This window comes from Pseudomonas sp. CYM-20-01, from assembly GCF_023169845.1.
Taxonomy (GTDB): Bacteria; Pseudomonadota; Gammaproteobacteria; order Pseudomonadales; family Pseudomonadaceae; genus Aquipseudomonas; species Aquipseudomonas azotoformans.
In genome coordinates, this window is the sequence record NZ_AP025169.1 from 765320 (window position 1) to 783478 (window position 18159).

Below are 18159 nucleotides of genomic sequence, written 5' to 3' on the forward strand. Positions count from 1 at the left end.
CCGATAAACTCCGCCGCCATGAATAGAACTCTCTACAGCTGTCTGTTTTACCTGGCGCTGCCCTTGGTGGCTTTACGTCTGTGGCTGCGCGCGCGCAAGGCGCCGGCCTATGCCAAGCGCGTCGGCGAGCGCTTCTCCTATGGCTTGCCGGTGATGCGGCCGGGCGGGATCTGGGTGCACGCCGTGTCGGTGGGCGAAAGCATTGCCGCTGCGCCCATGGTGCGCGGGTTGCTGGAGCGTTATCCGACGCTGCCGATCACCGTCACCTGCATGACGCCGACCGGGTCCGAGCGCATCCAGGCGTTGTTCGCCAATGAACCGCGAATCCAGCACTGCTACTTGCCGTATGACTTGCCGTGCGCGGCCGAGCGTTTCCTGGATCGCGTACAGCCCAAGCTCGCGGTGATCATGGAAACCGAGCTGTGGCCCAATCATATCCACGCCTGCGCCCAGCGCGGGATTCCGGTGGCATTGGCCAATGCGCGTCTGTCGGCGCGTTCGGCCAAGGGCTATGCGCGCTTTGCCAAATTGACAGCGCCGATGTTGGCCGAAATGAGCCTGTTTGCTGTGCAGACGCAAGCCGAAGCGCAGCGCTTCCTGGATTTGGGGGCTCGGCCGGAAACCGTCGAAGTCACCGGCTCGATCAAGTTCGACCTGACCATCGAACCCCAGTTGCCGGTGCGCGCCGCCGCGTTGCGGGAGCAATGGGGCGCCAGCGAGCGCCCGGTGTGGATCGCCGCGAGTACCCATGAGGGTGAAGATGAGGTGGTGCTGGCGGCCCATCGCCAACTGCTCGACAGCTACCCTAACGCGCTGCTGATTCTGGTGCCGCGCCATCAGGAGCGCTTCGGCCCGATGTTCGAGCTGTGCGCACAGCAAGGCTTTGTCACGGTGCGTCGCTCCAGTGGGGAACCCGTCACCGCGAACACATCAGTATTGCTCGGCGACACCATGGGCGAGTTGCTGTTTCTCTATGCGTTGGCTGACAGCGCTTTCGTAGGCGGCAGCCTGGTGGCGACCGGTGGGCACAACCCACTGGAACCGGCGGCGCTGGCCTTGCCGGTGATCATGGGACCACATGTGTTCAACTTCCTCGAAATCACCGCGATGATGCGTGAAGCCGGGGCGTTGCGCGCGGTGGATGACGCAGAAGGGTTGGCCGAAGCCGTGCGCCAGTTGTTCGAACTGCCGCAGGATGCGCGCAAGATGGCGCAGGCGGGGCTCAAGGTGATGCAGGCCAACCAGGGCGCGTTGAAGCGTTTACTGGATGGTTTAGGTCGACTGCTGGCTGACTGAATCATCACCTGACTCAATGTGGGAGGGGGCTTGCCCCCGATGGCGGTATATCAGTCACCTATACGGTGCCTGACACTCTGCTATCGGGGGCAAGCCCCCTCCCACATGGGGTTGCAGTGGATTCAGTTGGCGGGGCGGGCCTTGAGTTGTTCGGCCGCAGCCTTGGCCAGGTCCGGCGGCAGGAAGTCGCGGTCCGGGTTGTAGTCGGCCTTGAGGTAGCGCGCCAGGTCTTGCAGATCGCCTGGGTTCAAGGTGCCCGCGGCCTGCTTCAAGCGCAGGTTGTCGAGGATGTAGTCATAGCGGCTGTTGTTGTAGTTGCGTACCGACGCATAGAGCTGGCGCTGGGAGTCGAGCACATCGACGATATTGCGCGTCCCCACCTGATAGCCGATTTCCGTGGCTTCCACCGCGCTCTGGTTGGAGATGATCGACTGGCGGCGCGCCTGTACCTGCTCCACGTCGGTGTTCACCGCGCGGTGCAGGTTGCGGGTGTTTTCCACCACCTGGCGGCGCAGGCCTTCGCGCTGCTGCTCGGTCTGGCCCAGACGCGAGTAGGACTCACGCACCTGCGAGCTGGTCAGCCCGCCGCTGTAGATCGGGATGCTCAGGCGCAGGCCGATGGTGCGCTGCTCGACATCTCCACGGTACGGCGTGCCGAAGGCATTCGGGTTGCTGAAACCGAGGGCGTCGTTGTCGCCTTTTTCATATTGCGCCACGGCGTCCAGGGTCGGCGCGTGGCCGGCCTTGCGCTGCTTGAGGGTTTCCTCGGCGGCCGTGACCGCATAGTTGCTGGCCAGCAGGTTCAGGTTCTGGCGGCCGGCGGTTTCGACCCAGGCCTTGGCGTCGTTCGGCAGCGGCGGCAACACCGGCAGCGTGTGGACGATGCCCTGGATTGAGTTGTACTGGCGGTTGGTCAGGGTGATCAGCGCTTCGAACGCGTCCTCGACCTGGCGTTGGGCCAGGATGCGGTTGGCGCGGGCGGTGTCGTAGCTGGCCTGGGATTGCAGCACGTCGGTCTTGTCCGACAGGCCCACGTCAAAGCGCTCGTTGGACTGGTCCAGTTGGCGCTTGAACGCATTTTCTTCGGCCTTGGTCGAGGCCAGGTTGTCCTGGGCGCGCAGCACGGCGAAATAGTTTTCGGCGCTCTGCAGGATCAGGTTCTGTTCGGTCGCCGACAGTTGCAACGCGGCCTGCTCATTGGTGGCCTCGGCGGCTTGCAGCTGGAACCAGCGGTCGGCGCGGAACAGCGGCTGGCTAAGGGTGGCGCGCCAGGAGTGCGCATCGCGGTTGGCGGTGGCGGCCGGGGTGTCGATCTGGGTGCGCAAGTTGTTGATATCGGCACCGCCGGTCAGGTTCGGCAGCAAGCCGGCACGGGCCTGGGGCACCACTTCCTTTTGCGCGCCGTACTGGGCACGGGCGGCGGCCAGGTCGGCGTTGTTGTCCACCGCTTCCTGGTAGACGCTGACCAAGTCGGTTTTGGCGGACAAGGGCGCTTCAGCTGCCCAGACCATTCCGTTGGTCGCACAAGACACGGCAAGAGCCAGTGAAAGTTTGCGCAGCATGAGGCGATCCCTAGTTTGAATATTACGGTGATAATTTAGCGCCCAAGGCTAAGGCCGGCCATTCCTGGCGTCAAGCATTGTGGCGGCAACCGAGTGTAGTGGTGCTGACTCGGCGCAACAATCCCGCAATCACGCCATTCATCACGCTGAATGCACCGCCATTGGCAATTTGCCCACGGCATGGTCTAGACTGGCCGCGTTCTTGTCGGGGTGCCTTGTTGGAAGGCTGAGATCGGTAAATACCGGATCCCGTTGAACCTGATCAGGTTAGCGCCTGCGTAGGGAACAAGATTTCTCGTCACCCGGCGAGTCCTCTTGTGCTTCGTCCGGGATGTTGTTCGACAATCGAACAGCCCTCGTGCGCCAAGCACAGCACTGGTTCCAGTGCGTCCGTCCGTCACAGGTTCGCTCCGACAAAAATCCACCGCCTGGATAAGTTGGAGAGCCCGTGATGACTACAACATTAAAAAACACCGTGCATTTGAGTGAATCGGCCAAGGTCGACTCCGGCTCCGTGCAGCCGTTTACCCGCTCGCAGAAGATCTACGTGGAAGGCACCCGCCCGGACATTCGTGTACCGATGCGACAAATCAGCCTGGACGTCACCCCCACCGATTTCGGCGGTGAAATCAACGCGCCGGTCACCGTGTATGACACCTCCGGCCCCTACACCGACCCCAACGTGATCATCGACGTGCGCAAAGGCCTGGGCGATGTGCGCTCGCCGTGGATAGAAGTGCGTGGCGACACCGAGCGCCTGCCGGGCCTCAGCTCGCACTTTGGCCAACAGCGCCTCAGTGATGCCGAGCTGACCGCGTTGCGCTTCGCCCACGTGAAGAACCCGCGTCGTGCCAAGGCCGGCGCCAACGTCACGCAGATGCACTACGCGCGCAAAGGCATCATCACCGCCGAGATGGAATACGTCGCCATCCGCGAGAACATGAAGCTCGAAGAAGCCCGCGCCAGTGGCCTGCTCGACCAGCAGCACGCCGGCCACAGCTTTGGCGCCAGCGTGCCGAAGATCATCACCCCGGAATTCGTGCGCGAAGAAATCGCCCGCGGCCGCGCCATCATCCCGGCCAACATCAACCACACCGAACTGGAACCGATGATCATCGGCCGTAACTTCCTGGTGAAGATCAACGGCAACATCGGCAACAGCGCCCTGGGTTCGTCCATCGAAGAAGAAGTGGCCAAACTGACCTGGGGCATTCGCTGGGGTTCGGACACGGTGATGGACCTGTCCACCGGCAAGCACATCCATGAAACCCGTGAGTGGATCATCCGCAACTCGCCGGTGCCGATTGGCACCGTGCCGATCTACCAGGCCCTGGAAAAAGTCGGCGGCGCCGCCGAAGACCTGACCTGGGAGCTGTTCCGCGACACCCTGATCGAACAGGCCGAGCAGGGCGTCGACTACTTCACCATCCACGCCGGTGTATTGCTGCGCTATGTGCCGCTGACCGCCAAGCGCGTTACCGGCATCGTGTCCCGTGGCGGCTCGATCATGGCCAAGTGGTGCCTGGCGCACCACAAAGAGAACTTCACCTACACGCATTTCGACGAAATCTGCGAAATCATGAAGGCCTACGACGTCAGCTTCTCCCTTGGCGATGGCCTGCGCCCGGGTTCGATTGCCGACGCGAACGACGCCGCGCAATTCGGCGAGCTGGAAACCCTCGGCGAACTGACCAAGACCGCCTGGAAGCACGACGTGCAAACCATGATCGAAGGCCCTGGCCACGTGCCGATGCAGTTGATCAAGGAGAACATGGACAAGCAGCTCGAGTGCTGCGACGAGGCGCCGTTCTACACTCTCGGCCCGCTGACCACCGACATCGCGCCAGGTTACGACCACATCACCTCCGGCATCGGCGCGGCGATGATCGGCTGGTTCGGTTGCGCCATGCTCTGCTATGTCACGCCCAAGGAGCACCTGGGCCTGCCGAACAAGGATGACGTGAAGACCGGGATCATCACCTACAAGATCGCCGCCCACGCGGCGGACCTCGCCAAAGGCCATCCGGGCGCGCAGATCCGCGATAACGCCTTGAGCAAGGCGCGTTTCGAGTTCCGCTGGGAAGACCAGTTCAACCTTGGCCTGGACCCGGACACCGCGCGTTCCTATCACGACGAAACCCTGCCGAAGGATTCGGCCAAGGTCGCGCACTTCTGCTCGATGTGCGGGCCGAAGTTCTGCTCGATGAAGATCACCCAGGAAGTGCGTGAGTACGCAGCCAACCAGCGCATTGAAGCGGTGGATGTGGACGTGGCCAAGGGCCTGGCCGAGCAGGCGGAGCGGTTCAAGCAGGAAGGCAGCCAGCTCTACAAGAAGGTCTGATTCAAGACGTCTGTACCGGCCTTATCGGGGGCAAGCCCCCTCCCACATGACTCAAACTGTGGGAGGGGGCTTGCCCCCGATAGCGATCCAGCAAACAACAAATGCCCCTCAGAGATAACACCCTTGAGCATTCAACCGAGTACTTACTCCCCCGATATCGCAGTGCCGAGCGACAAAAGAGTCTTCGGCGCCCGCGACCTGTTCTCCCTGTGGTTCTCCCTCGGCATCGGCCTGATGGTCCTGCAGACCGGCGCGTTGCTGGCGCCGGGCCTGGGCTTGTCCGGTTCGTTGCTGGCGATTTTCCTCGGCACCCTGGTCGGCGTCCTGCTGCTGGCCGCTGTCGGCGTGATCGGCAGCGACACCGGCCTGTCCGCCATGGCCGCGCTCAAGCTGAGCCTGGGTGCCAGGGGCGCCAGCCTGCCGGCGCTGCTCAACCTGCTGCAACTGATCGGCTGGGGCTCGTTTGAAATCATCGTGATGCGCGACGCCGCCAGCCTGTTGGGCGCGCGGGCGTTCAGCGACGGCAGCCTGTTGGCCAGTCCATTATTGTGGACGCTGTTCTTTGGTGGCCTGGCGACCTTGCTGGCCGTCAGTGGCCCGCTGACGTTTGTGCGCCAGGTCCTGCGCAAATGGGGCATTTGGCTGCTGCTCGCCGCCTGCCTGTGGCTGACCTGGAACCTGTTCGCAAAAGCCGACCTCGCCGTACTCTGGGCCAAGGCCGGTGACGGTTCGATGCCGTTCGCGGTGGGCTTTGATATCGCGATTGCCATGCCGCTGTCATGGCTGCCGCTGATCGCCGATTACTCGCGCTTCGGCAAGCGCGCCCAAAGCGTGTTCGGCGGCACGGCGCTGGGGTTCTTTATCGGTAATTTCTGGCTGATGAGCCTGGGCGTGGCCTACACCCTGGCGTTTGCGCCGAGCGGCGAGGTGAATGCGCTGTTGCTGGCGTTGGCCGGGGCTGGCCTGGGGATTCCGCTGCTGCTGATCCTGCTGGATGAGTCGGAAAACGCCTTTGCCGATATTCACTCGGCGGCGGTTTCCAGCGGCATGCTGTTGCGCTTGAAGGTCGAGCACCTGGCGCTGGCCATCGGTGTGATCTGCACGCTCATCGCCTGCTTTGCACCGTTGGCCCAATACCAGAACTTCCTGTTGCTGATCGGCTCGGTATTCGCGCCGCTGTTCGGCGTGGTGCTGGTGGATCACTTCATGCTGCGGCGCCGTGGTCAGGGTACTGTCGCCAACCTGCGTTGGCCGGCACTGCTGGCGTGGTTGGGTGGCGTCGTGACGTATCACCTGTTGGCCAATCTGTATCCGGACATCGGCGCGACCCTGCCGGCGCTGGTGCTGGCAGGGCTGTTGCAGTTAATTCTGGCTAAAGCCTTCAGCGGCGTGCAGGCACCAGCTCAGGCTGGATGATGCCGTCCAGGCGTGAGTAGGGAATCTGCAATTCGACGTGGCCCAGGGCGTACGGCGCGATGGTTTTGGTAGGGTACTTGAGGATCACGCCACCATAGGTCAGCGCCACGTTCGGGGTTTTCTGGAAGGGGTAGGTCTTCACATACTCCGGCTCCAGGCTCAGGCGGGTGCTGATCAGCCAGCTGTTGTGGGCCACCTGGGCGGCTTTCCAGAACGCGTCTTCCTTGCCGGGCAGCAGCATGTCGGTCAGGGTCAGGGCCTTTTGCCGCTGGCGCGAATAGTTGATGAATGCGCGGCCCGGCTCGCCGTGGGTGGCGCCCTGGTCCAGGTAGCTGGACAATTCGATGATCACCAAGCCGTCATGCTGTTCACGTACCTTGGCCTGCAAATACATGCTGTTGCGGGGGGCGGCGGTTTTGAGGAATTGCTCGCGATAGGTCTCCAGGCTGGTCGGCAGGGGATCGCTTTGGGTCATTTCCAGCAGGCGCTGTTCAATCAATGCGTCCAGCTTGGGGTCCTTGGCAAAGTGCACGGTGTCGATATTCACCAGCGGGCAATCGGCGCTGGCGCAGCCCGGCTTGCTTTGCTCGGTGGCGTCGCGGGTGGCTTCCAGCGGAGCTTTGTAGCTTGGCTGGAACAGGCTCTGGCACGCGCCGAGGGTCAATGCGATACAGGCCACGGAGGCGATTTTTAAAAGCGACATGTAAGTCCTTCGTCTATCGATAAGAGCGAAATTTGTGCAGCTTCGACTGCCAGCACGGCAGTCAGTTCGCCACTAAGCTGATTAGAGTGTGTTTGACGCCCGCCGTCTATCCCGGCAACTGGAAAGGGGCTGCATCCAGAGGCATGAGCGCGTTAGGATGGCGCCAATTGCGCAGGCTCAACGAGGAAGGGACATGACGGATTCAGCAAAATCGACGCCGAGCACAATCGAGATTGTTCAGCGCGACAATGCCTACCAGGGCTTCTACAAGCTTGATCGCGTACAACTGCGCCATGAGAAGTTCGATGGCGGCATGAGCCGGGTGATCAACCGCGAAGTTTTTGTTCGTCATGATGCCGTGTGCGTGCTGCCCTACGACCCGCAGCGCGATGAAGTGGTGCTGATCGAGCAGTTCCGCGTCGGCGCCATGGGGCGTACCGACAACCCGTGGCTGGTGGAGATGGTCGCCGGCCTGATCGACAAGGATGAAGAGCCGGAGGAGGTTGCACACCGCGAAGCCGAGGAGGAAGCTGGGCTGACATTCTCCGCGCTGTGGCCGATCACCAAGTATTTCCCGTCGCCCGGCGGCAGTACCGAATTTGTCCACTTGTACCTGGGCCGTTGCGACAGCTCGGGCGCAGGCGGCGTCCATGGATTGGAAGAAGAAGCTGAAGATATCCGCGTCACCGTGTGGGCCTTCGAAGATGCCCTGCAAGCGGTACGCGACGGCAAAATTTCCAACGCAGCCAGCATTATCGCCCTGCAATGGCTTGCGCTTAATCGCGCGGAAGTGAGGGGGTTATGGCAGTAAAGGCACGGGAACGTTATCGAGTCGACCTGATCGGGCTGCAAGCCGCCTGCGAGGCCAACTATGCGCGGCTGATGCGCCTGCTGCCCGACATGCGCCATGCCCCCGAGGCACGGCGCATTGGCGTGACCCACGGCGACCAGATGCTCGGCGTGCTGGCCCTGGAAGTGATCGTCAATTGCCCCTACACCACCACCCTGCGCGTGCGCCAGGAACACAGCCTGCCTTGGCTGCCGGTGCCGCAGTTGGAAGTCCAGGTGTACCACGACGCGCGCATGGCCGAAGTGATCAGCGCCGAACATGCGCGGCGCTTTCGCAGCATCTATCCTTACCCCAACGTGTTCATGCACCAGCCCGATGAGAAAGCACAGCTGAATGTGTTCCTCGGTGAATGGTTGAGCCACTGCCTGGCCCTGGGCCATGAGTTCGAAGCCGTGCGGTAGATGTGAACTGCGTCCGCTTCCTGGGTTTCCTCTTTGTGTCCTGCCCCAGCATAATCACGCCAAACGTCCATTCCTGCGATTGCCTTGGGAGAGCGCCTTGCCGAGCGTATCCACCGTGAGCCCCGATGCACCGGCCTTGCTGGTGCAACTGTCCGACAGCCACCTGTTTGCCGAGGCCGATGGCACGCTGTTGGGCATGAACACCCGTGACAGCCTGCAAAGGGTGATCGAGTTGGTGCGTGCGCAGCAGCCACGCATTGATCTGGTGTTGGCCACCGGGGATCTTTCCCAGGACGGCACATTGGAGTCGTATCAGCAGTTTCGCGATATGACGGCGCCCATCGGCGCCCCGACGCGCTGGATTCCCGGCAATCACGACGAGCCGCAGATCATGGCCCACGCCGCGGTGCACAGCGATTTGCTGGAGCCGGTGGTCGATGTCGGCCAGTGGCGCATCACCCTGCTGGACTCCGCCGTACCCGGTTCGGTGCCCGGTTACTTGCAGGACAGCCAATTGCAACTGCTCGCCCAGGCCCTGAGCGAGGCGCCAAACCGTCACCACCTGGTGTGCTTCCACCATCATCCGGTGTCCATCGGTTGCGCCTGGATGGAACCCATTGGCCTGCGCAACCCAGAGGCCCTGTTTGCCGTGCTCGACCGTTTCCCGCAGGTAAGGGCGGTACTGTGGGGGCATGTGCACCAGGAAATCGACCGCGAGCGCAACGGCGTGCGCCTGCTGGCGTCGCCGTCCACCTGCATCCAGTTCGCGCCGGGCAGCGAGGATTTCAAGGTCAGTGAGCAAGCACCGGGCTACCGCTGGCTGCGCCTGCATGCCGACGGACGGTTGGAAACTGGCGTAGAGCGGGTCCAGGGCTTCGAATTTACCGTGGACTACGGCAGCAACGGCTATTAACTGTGGGAGGGGGCTTGCCCCCGATGGCGGTGGATCAGTCACATCTAACCGTGCCTGACACTCCGCTATCGGGGGCAAGCCCCCTCCCACATTGGATCTTCGGTGTATTGAGGGCTGAGGTCATCACACACGGCCCCGATCCCTGTAAACTGCGCCTCTTTGGCTGAGTCATGGAGAGCCCGGCATGTCCGCTTCGATCCTGTATATCCACGGTTTCAACAGTGCGCCCGCGTCCAACAAGGCCACTCAGTTGATCACCGTGATGGGCGCCATCGGCCTGGCTGATCAACTGCGTGTACCGGCCCTGCACCACCATCCCCGTCAGGCGATTCCTCAACTGGAAGCCGCGATTGCCGAACTGGGTCGGCCACTGCTGGTCGGCAGCTCACTCGGCGGCTACTATGCAACCCATCTTGCCGAACGCCATGGCCTCAAGGCATTGCTGGTGAACCCGGCGGTCAGTCCCCATCGGATGTTCGACGGTTACCTGGGCACCCAGAAGAACCTCTACACCGATGAAACCTGGGAACTCACCCACGACCACGTGACGGCCCTGGCCGAGCTGGAAGTACCGGCGCCCCAGGACGCCGCGCGGTATCAGGTGTGGTTGCAGACCGGGGATGAAACCCTGGACTATCGCCTCGCCCAGCAGTATTACCGAGCCTGTGCCTTGCGCATCCAGGCCGGCGGCGACCATGGTTACCAGGGGTTCGCCCGGCAATTACCGGCAATGTTGAGCTTTGCCGGCATTGGCGCAGATCAGTATCAATCCTTCGACTTTGCTGCACTGTAAAGTCGCAGGTCATTTTTTAATCGAACGACTCACGACGAGACCCCATGGCCACTCCCAGCGCTAGCTCTTATAACGCCGACGCCATCGAAGTCCTCTCGGGCCTCGACCCGGTGCGCAAACGCCCCGGCATGTACACCGACACCAGTCGGCCGAACCACCTTGCCCAGGAAGTCATCGACAACAGCGTCGACGAAGCCTTGGCCGGGCACGCCAAGTCGGTGCACGTCATTCTTCACGCTGACCACTCCCTGGAAGTGTCCGACGATGGTCGCGGCATGCCGGTGGACATCCACCCGGAAGAGGGCGTGTCGGGCGTCGAGCTGATCCTCACCAAGCTCCATGCGGGTGGCAAGTTCTCCAACAAGAACTACCAGTTCTCCGGTGGTCTGCACGGTGTGGGTATTTCCGTGGTCAACGCCTTGTCCACGCTGGTGCGGGTCAAGGTCAAGCGTGACGGCAACGAGTACCAGATGACCTTCGCCGATGGCTACAAAGCCACCGACCTGGAAGTGATCGGCACCGTTGGCAAGCGCAACACCGGCACCAGCGTGTACTTCGCGCCGGACCCGAAATACTTCGATTCGCCGAAATTCTCCATCAGCCGCCTCAAGCATGTGCTCAAGGCCAAGGCCGTACTGTGCCCTGGCCTGCTGGTGACTTTTGAAGACAAAGGCACCGGCGAGAAGGTCGAGTGGCATTACGAAGACGGCCTGCGTTCGTACCTGGAAGACTCCGTCAGCGACTTCGAACGCCTACCCAACGAGCCGTTCTGCGGCAGCCTGGCCGGTAATAAAGAAGCCGTGGACTGGGCGCTGCTGTGGTTGCCTGAGGGTGGCGACAGCGTGCAGGAAAGCTACGTCAACCTGATCCCCACGGCTCAGGGCGGCACCCACGTCAACGGTTTGCGTCAGGGCCTGCTCGATGCCATGCGCGAATTCTGCGAATACCGCAGCCTGCTGCCACGCGGCGTTAAGCTGGCGCCGGAAGACGTGTGGGAGCGCATTGCGTTCGTGCTGTCGATGAAGATGCAAGAGCCGCAATTCTCCGGCCAGACCAAAGAGCGCCTGTCCTCCCGTGAAGCGGCGGCGTTTGTCTCCGGTGTGGTCAAGGATGCATTCAGCCTGTGGCTCAACGAGCACCCTGAACTGGGCCTGGCCCTGGCCGAACTGGCAATCAACAACGCCGGCCGTCGCTTGAAGGCCAGCAAGAAAGTCGAGCGCAAGCGCATCACCCAAGGCCCGGCGTTGCCTGGCAAACTGGCCGATTGCGCCGGACAGGACCCGATGCGCTCCGAGCTGTTCCTGGTGGAAGGTGACTCCGCCGGCGGTTCCGCCAAGCAAGCGCGGGACAAGGAATTCCAGGCGATCCTGCCGTTGCGCGGCAAGATCCTCAACACCTGGGAAGTCGATGGCAGCGAAGTCCTTGCCAGCCAGGAAGTGCACAACATCGCCGTGGCCATTGGTGTAGACCCGGGCGCAGCGGACATGAGCCAGTTGCGCTACGGCAAGATCTGCATCCTCGCCGACGCCGACTCCGATGGTTTGCACATTGCCACGCTGCTCTGCGCGTTGTTCGTGCAGCACTTCCGCCCGCTGGTGGATGCTGGCCACGTCTACGTCGCCATGCCGCCGCTGTACCGGATCGACCTGGGCAAGGAGATTTTCTACGCCCTGGACGAAGCCGAGCGCGATGGCATTCTCGACCGCCTGGTAGCCGAGAAAAAACGCGGCAAACCGCAGGTCACGCGATTCAAAGGCCTGGGTGAAATGAACCCGCCGCAACTGCGCGAAACCACCATGGACCCGAACACCCGGCGCCTGGTGCAGCTGACCTTGGACGACTTCGCAGCCACCTCGGAAATGATGGACATGCTGCTGGCGAAGAAACGCGCGCCGGACCGCAAGTCCTGGCTGGAATCCAAAGGCAACCTGGCCGAGGTTCTGGGCTGATGCGCACAGGTTTCGCCCTGGCGATCCTGATATTGAGCAGTTTGGCGGCCACCCAGGTGGCTGCCGCGCCTGCGGTCGAGCTCAAACTGGTGTCTGAACACCCGGTGGATGGCATGCGTGGCGGCAACCTGTCGGGCCTGGCGTTGTGCGGCAACGAGTTGTGGACGGTTTCCGACCGTGATGACGACCAGATCTACCGCCTGGACATCAGCGCACCGACCTGGAAGGCTGAAACGGTAAAGATCGACGTGCCACCGGTGCCCGAGTCCGGCTTGCCGTGGGGGTTGCGTTCACGTACCAAGGCCGCGTCTTTCATTCGCGGTGGCGACCTGGATTTTGAAGGGATCACCTGCGATGCCGCCGGTAACCGCTACATTGTCAGCGAAGCCCATGCGGCGGTGCTGCAAGTGCCGGTGACGGGCGCGCCTGAGTGGTTGAAGATCGCACCCAGCATGGTGCGTGAAGCGCGGGCCAGCGGTATGTTGCTGCACTTCAATGCATTGTTTGAAGGCCTGGCGATCAACCCCGAAGGCAACCAGATCTGGCTGGCGGCTGAGCGTGAACGGCGTGGCCTGATTTCCATCAAGCGTCCGCAAAGCCTGTGGGACTGTGACGGCCCCTGCGTCTTGCTGAGCGAAGCCGGCCAGGAAGTGCAACCAGCCCAGTTCCCGAACGCCAAGGCGGTGTCCAAGGATTTTGCCGATCTGGCGCTGTTCAACGGCAAGCTGTTTACCCTGGAACGCAATGCGTTCCAGATTTGCCGGCGTGACGCGATTACGGCCAAGGTTGAGCTGTGCTGGTCGTTTGCCGACGAGACCCTGACGCCTGAGCGGCGTTACCCCCAGCCTTATGGCCTGGCGGAAGCTCTGGTGGTGGATGCCGACGGTGCCTGGCTGGGCATCGACAACAATTTCGGCCCGCGTGCCGATGGTGAAAAACGCCCCATGGTCTATCGTTTTGCCGCCCCTGCCGGTGGCTGGAGCGCCAAGCCATGAGCCGATATTTTTTTGAATTGACCCGGCGCCGTGGCATTTCCGCTGCGCCATACCCAAGCATGATGAGGCCCGCATGAGTGACATCCTCGCAGACAGCTTAGACGGCGTAGAACGCCGGTCGCTGGCTGACTTCACCGAAAATGCCTACCTCAACTACTCCATGTACGTGATCATGGACCGTGCCTTGCCGCATATCGGCGATGGCCTGAAGCCCGTACAACGGCGCATCATCTATGCCATGAGTGAGTTGGGCCTGGACGCCGATTCCAAGCACAAGAAATCGGCGCGTACCGTCGGTGACGTACTCGGTAAGTTCCACCCCCACGGCGACTCGGCGTGCTACGAAGCCATGGTGCTGATGGCCCAACCGTTCAGCTATCGCTACACACTGGTGGACGGCCAGGGTAACTGGGGTGCGCCAGATGATCCCAAGTCCTTCGCAGCCATGCGATACACCGAAGCGCGCCTCTCGCGTTACTCTGAAGTCTTGCTGAGCGAACTGGGGCAGGGCACCGCCGACTGGGGGCCGAATTTCGACGGAACCCTCGACGAACCGCTGGTGTTGCCGGCACGTTTGCCGAATATCCTGCTCAATGGCACCACCGGTATTGCGGTGGGCATGGCCACTGACGTACCGCCGCACAACCTGCGTGAGGTCGCCACGGCCTGCGTACGTTTGCTGGATGAGCCCAAAGCCACGGTGGAGCAGCTCTGCGAGCATATCCAGGGCCCGGACTATCCGACCGAAGCGGAAATCATCACACCGCGCGCCGACCTGCTGAAAATGTACGAAACCGGCAAGGGCTCGGTACGCATGCGCGCCGTGTACCACATCGAGGATGGCGACATTATCGTCACTGCGCTGCCGCACCAGGTGTCCGGCGCCAAGGTGCTGGAGCAGATCGCCGCGCTGATGCAGGCCAAACCGTCGAAACTGCCGCAGGTTGCCGACCTGCGTGACGAATCCGACCACGAAAACCCCTGCCGCATCGTGATCATCCCGACCAACAGCCGGGTCGACCACGAAGTGTTGATGCAGCATCTGTTTGCCAGCACGGACCTGGAGTCCAGCTATCGGGTCAACGTCAACATCATCGGCCTGGACGGCAAGCCGCAGTTGAAGAACCTGCGCAACCTGCTGGTGGAGTGGCTGGAGTTCCGGGTGCAGACCGTGCGTCGCCGCCTGCAATTCCGCCTCGATAAGGTCGAGCGCCGCCTGCACCTGTTGGACGGCTTGCTGATCGCCTACCTCAATCTGGATGAAGTGATCCACATCATCCGTACCGCCGAGCACCCGAAAGCCGAGCTGATCGCGCGGTTTGAGCTGAGCGAGATCCAGGCGGACTACATCCTCGACACCCGCTTGCGTCAATTGGCGCGACTGGAAGAAATGAAACTGCGCGACGAACAGGACGCGCTGCTCAAGGAGCAAGCCAAGCTGCAAGCTCTGCTGGGCAGCGAAGCCAAGCTGAAAAAGCTGGTGCGCAGCGAGCTGATCAAAGACGCCGAAACCTACGGCGACGACCGTCGTTCGCCAATTGTGCAGCGTGCCGAGGCGAAAGCCCTGACAGAAACCGAGCTGCTGCCAAACGAGAAAATTACGGTCGTTCTGTCGGAAAAGGGTTGGGTTCGATCCGCCAAGGGGCATGATATTGACGCCACCGGTTTGTCGTACAAGGCCGGCGACGGGTTCAAGACCGCTGCGGCCGGGCGTTCCAACCAGTTTGCGGTGTTTATCGACTCCACCGGGCGCAGTTATTCGGTGCCGGCTCACACCTTGCCATCCGCACGGGGGCAGGGCGAGCCGTTGACCGGGCGCCTGACGCCGCCACCTGGGGCGAATTTCGAATGTGTGCTGCTGCCGGACGATGATGCGCTATACGTGATCGCGTCCGACGCGGGTTATGGGTTCGTGGTCAAGGGTGAAGACCTGCAGGCCAAGAACAAGGCGGGCAAGGCTTTGCTGAGCTTGCCCAACAACGCCAAGGTGATCCTGCCGCGGCCGGTGGATGATCGTGAAAGCAACTGGCTGGCGTCGGTGACCACCGAAGGGCGCTTGCTGGTGTTCAAGATCAGCGACCTGCCGCAGCTGGGCAAAGGTAAGGGCAACAAGATCATCGGTATTCCCGGCGAGCGGGTGGCCAGTCGCGAAGAGTACGTGACCGACATCGCGGTGATCCCGGAAGGCGCGACCCTGGTGCTTCAAGCCGGCAAGCGCACCTTGTCGCTGCGTCCTGATGACCTGGAGCATTACAAGGGAGAACGTGGTCGGCGTGGCAACAAACTGCCTCGAGGCTTCCAGCGAGTGGATGCCCTGCTGGTAGAAGCGCCGGTTTAACGCGTTTTAGAGCTCTCGATCTACGATTTAACGCGTAGATCGACGCTTTGGCGCTGGAGTCATGGCGCATATTCACGGATGATATGGCCTTTCCAGCGCCGGCGTGGCCGAGCGTGTTTAGGTTATTTTTAGTATTACATTGTGGTTTGCCTTGTGGCAGCCACCTGGATGGGATGATGACTGCTCCACGCCTTCCTTTTATTTTCATGCTCGCTGGCCTTTTGGGGTTGGCGGGTTGCAGCACCCATCAACCGGTGTCGCTGTACCAGCTGGACAGCGGAAGTCCGGCTCAACCTGCACAGACCGCCGGCATGGCCGTTTTGCTCGGCCCGGTGGTCGTAGCCGACTACCTGCAACGCGAAACCCTCCTGCAACGTCAGAACGATGGAAGCCTGCAAGGTTCCACCGATGGTCGTTGGGCGGGGAGTTTGTCCTCTGATATCAACCAGTTGATGTTGCGCCAGGTGGCGGGTCAGTTGGACAGCCAGCGTGTGGTCCTCGCGCCTGCACCCACCGGTTTTACCCCGGATGTGCAGGTGTTGCTGACCATTACCCGGCTCGACTCCGGTGCGTCGCAACCGGCAATCCTCGACGCACAATGGCGTTTGATCGACCGTCGTGGCCAGGTGCGCGATAACCGCATCGTGCATTTGCAGGAACAGCACACCGGCTCCACTGCGTCCCAGGTCCAGGCCCAGGGCGTGCTGTTGCAGCATTTGGCGCAGCAGTTGTCGGTGGCGCTCAAGCCATTGGCCAACCAGCCGCCGATTGCCGAAGCGCCGCGCAAGCAGAGCGCCCCGGCGCAGGCCAAGCCGGCCGCTCCGGAAAAGCCGAAGATGCCAATGGCGACGCCGATCCGTACGGATATGGAAGTGTTCAGGTTCTGATCTGAATCGCGCACAAACAAAAGGCCCGCTGAGTAAGCGGGCCTTTTTGTTTGTGCGCAATTTGAGCCAGGCTGCGGACCCAATGTGGGAGGGGGCCTACCGTTTTATTTGGTGCGGGTCTCATGCATCCGCGCCAACTGCCGCTCCAGCATCGACGGATAGGGCTCCATCAACCGCTCCACACAACTGGCACCCTCAGGGCTGGCAATCGGGCGGATACGTGCGCGTTGGCGGATCAGCGTGTCTTCACTGATCTTGCGCTCCACCAGCAGCAGGTTGCGGCTGTGTTGGGACAAGGCCAGGGCATCCTGGGCGATCTCGGTGAGCAACAGGTCGATCTGGCTTATGCCGAACAGATCGTCGCCCACTGTCAGGCCAAGCTGCAGTTGCAGGGTAATGCCGCTGTCTGCCACTTCGATCTGCAGTTCATGACCCAGGGCGCGCAGCAGTTCGCCGCAGCAAATGGCGTTGGTCAGGTAGTCTTCACCACTGTCTTCGCTGTGGAACAGCATCAGCGTGCTGCCATCGTTCAGAGTGTGCAGTTCGCTCTGGTACAACGAGGCGGCCTGGTCGAGGCAGTCACGGTAGCGTTCCAGCAATTCGGTCAGGCGTGCGCGTGGCAGGCGACGCAGTTGATCCTGCGCACCCAGTTGCACCGCCAGAACGGCGCTGTACTGCGGTTCCGCACTCTTTACCGGAGCCGGTTTGGCGGCGACGGCCGGCGCGCTGGCCGAGGTGTCGCGCAGGTCGGCGAACGGGTCTTCGTCGTCCAGCTCGTCTTCTTCAGCTTTGAACGCCTGGCGGGTGGCAGGTTTTAGGCCCGCTACCGGCGCGTCTCCCACTTCAAACTCAGGCTCATCGTCGAACTCAGGTTCTGGCTCAATCTCGCGCACCACCGGTTCCGGGGCGAAGCTGGCGTGAAGTTGGCGAGCGAGGTCGCCTATTTCGTCCTGGCGATCAGTGGCCGGGGTATGTTCGTCGATGTCCCGCAGCCAGATGCGCAGTTGCATCAAGGGCGTAGAGATATGCCGTCCCAGGCGCAGGCTCAGGGCCAGGGCCAATGCCAGCAGGATCGCGCTGAGAATGCCCATGCTTTGCAGGCTGATGGTCATCGGCTGCTGGAATTGCTGCATGTCGAGGCTGATGCGCAGTTGGCCGGCCTTCACATCCTGAAAGGTGATATTGCTCGAATACAGGCCTTCGGCCTCACCCAGCAGGCCGTTTTTCGGGCGTTGCCCGGCTTCGGCCATGATCCGGTTGTCCACGCTGTAGATGGCGGCGTGGGCCACCAGCGGGTTCTTGGTCAGGTTGTTGAGCAGCACGTTGAGGCTGAGGATGTCGTTGGACACCAGCAACTCAGTCGCCGAGGTGGCGGTCTGTGTGGTCAGGCTCTCGCCCAGGGCGTCGGCTTGTTCGTGCATGGCCTGTTTGAACTGCAATCCCATCACGCAGGCATAGATCACCAGGGCCAGGGCGACCAGGATCACGTTATGGCTGGCGATGCGTAATGCGATCGGTACACGGCGGTGGCGCAGTGCCCGGAAGATCAGCAGGAAGAAGTTATCGGTTTTTACTGGCGTGGGCCGGTTCACTTGCGCTCGGCTCTTGGTCCGTGAAGTTGACGCGCAGTATAGCGACAGCCCCATGACCGGCAAAGCGCTGGCTGTGCCCGATGGTCACTGAAAGTGGGTAGAATGCGGTTTTTTTCCAGCCTG

The 18159-nt window shown here is 61.9% G+C and carries 14 protein-coding genes and 1 riboswitch; of the genes, 11 read left to right on the forward strand and 3 right to left on the reverse strand.

Translation table 11 applies throughout. From position 1 onward, the window contains the following. The first annotated feature begins 18 nt into the window (after nt 1-18). Nucleotides 19-1296 (forward strand): lipid IV(A) 3-deoxy-D-manno-octulosonic acid transferase, encoded by a 1278-nt coding sequence (gene waaA, locus M2497_RS03365; protein WP_248485836.1) that lies wholly within the window; start codon nt 19-21, stop codon nt 1294-1296. Between the two features lie 122 nt (nt 1297-1418). Here waaA and M2497_RS03370 read toward each other — a convergent pair whose 3' ends face one another. Continuing rightward, on the reverse strand, nt 1419-2858 hold the full coding sequence (locus M2497_RS03370; protein WP_248485837.1) for a TolC family outer membrane protein: 1440 nt from the start codon (nt 2856-2858) through the stop codon (nt 1419-1421). 196 nt (nt 2859-3054) lie between these two features. Continuing rightward, a riboswitch (TPP riboswitch) is annotated at nt 3055-3160 on the forward strand. Between the two features lie 149 nt (nt 3161-3309). On the opposite strand from M2497_RS03370, the gene thiC reads away from it, so the two are divergent. Further along, on the forward strand, nt 3310-5199 hold the full coding sequence (gene thiC / locus M2497_RS03375; protein WP_071497184.1) for a phosphomethylpyrimidine synthase ThiC: 1890 nt from the start codon (nt 3310-3312) through the stop codon (nt 5197-5199). A gap of 123 nt (nt 5200-5322) precedes the next feature. After that, entirely contained in the window at nt 5323-6615 is a 1293-nt protein-coding gene (gene cytX / locus M2497_RS03380) for a putative hydroxymethylpyrimidine transporter CytX (RefSeq protein ID WP_248485838.1), read from the forward strand. Here cytX and M2497_RS03385 read toward each other — a convergent pair. Continuing rightward, on the reverse strand, nt 6581-7318 hold the full coding sequence (locus tag M2497_RS03385; protein WP_058423484.1) for an RsiV family protein: 738 nt from the start codon (nt 7316-7318) through the stop codon (nt 6581-6583). The two genes, cytX and M2497_RS03385, sit on opposite strands and share 35 nt — an antisense overlap. 193 nt (nt 7319-7511) lie before the next feature. Between M2497_RS03385 and M2497_RS03390 the strand changes: the two genes are divergently transcribed. From M2497_RS03390 to M2497_RS03425, 8 genes are all read left to right on the forward strand, one after another. Beyond that, entirely contained in the window at nt 7512-8129 is a 618-nt protein-coding gene (locus tag M2497_RS03390) for an NUDIX domain-containing protein (RefSeq protein ID WP_248485839.1), read from the forward strand. After that, complete coding sequence (locus M2497_RS03395; RefSeq protein ID WP_012721893.1) at nt 8120-8569, forward strand: DUF1249 domain-containing protein; 450 nt, start codon at nt 8120-8122, stop codon at nt 8567-8569. Before M2497_RS03390 ends, M2497_RS03395 begins: the two co-directional genes overlap by 10 nt. 97 nt (nt 8570-8666) lie before the next feature. Beyond that, nucleotides 8667-9482, forward strand: coding sequence for a 3',5'-cyclic-AMP phosphodiesterase (cpdA, locus tag M2497_RS03400; protein WP_248485840.1), 816 nt, complete (start codon nt 8667-8669; stop codon nt 9480-9482). 184 nt (nt 9483-9666) lie between these two features. Next, nucleotides 9667-10275, forward strand: a complete 609-nt coding sequence (locus M2497_RS03405; protein WP_248485841.1) for a YqiA/YcfP family alpha/beta fold hydrolase — start codon at nt 9667-9669, stop codon at nt 10273-10275. 44 nt (nt 10276-10319) lie between these two features. Further along, nucleotides 10320-12224, forward strand: coding sequence for a DNA topoisomerase IV subunit B (gene parE, locus M2497_RS03410; protein WP_248485842.1), 1905 nt, complete (start codon nt 10320-10322; stop codon nt 12222-12224). Continuing rightward, nucleotides 12224-13219 carry an esterase-like activity of phytase family protein gene (locus M2497_RS03415; protein WP_248485843.1) on the forward strand — a complete coding sequence of 332 codons (996 nt, stop codon included), beginning with the start codon at nt 12224-12226 and terminating at the stop codon, nt 13217-13219. The genes parE and M2497_RS03415 overlap by 1 nt, the downstream gene beginning before the upstream one ends. A 73-nt stretch (nt 13220-13292) precedes the next feature. Beyond that, nucleotides 13293-15557, forward strand: coding sequence for a DNA topoisomerase IV subunit A (gene parC, locus M2497_RS03420; RefSeq protein ID WP_058423478.1), 2265 nt, complete (start codon nt 13293-13295; stop codon nt 15555-15557). 176 nt (nt 15558-15733) lie between these two features. Next, a complete protein-coding gene (locus M2497_RS03425) occupies nt 15734-16444 on the forward strand; it encodes an ABC-type transport auxiliary lipoprotein family protein (protein WP_248485844.1) in 711 nt (236 codons plus the stop codon). 104 nt (nt 16445-16548) lie between these two features. Here the strand turns inward: M2497_RS03425 and M2497_RS03430 are convergent, their stop codons facing one another. After that, nucleotides 16549-18036 carry an AhpA/YtjB family protein gene (locus tag M2497_RS03430; protein WP_248485845.1) on the reverse strand — a complete coding sequence of 496 codons (1488 nt, stop codon included), beginning with the start codon at nt 18034-18036 and terminating at the stop codon, nt 16549-16551. Between the last annotated feature and the right edge of the window lie 123 nt (nt 18037-18159).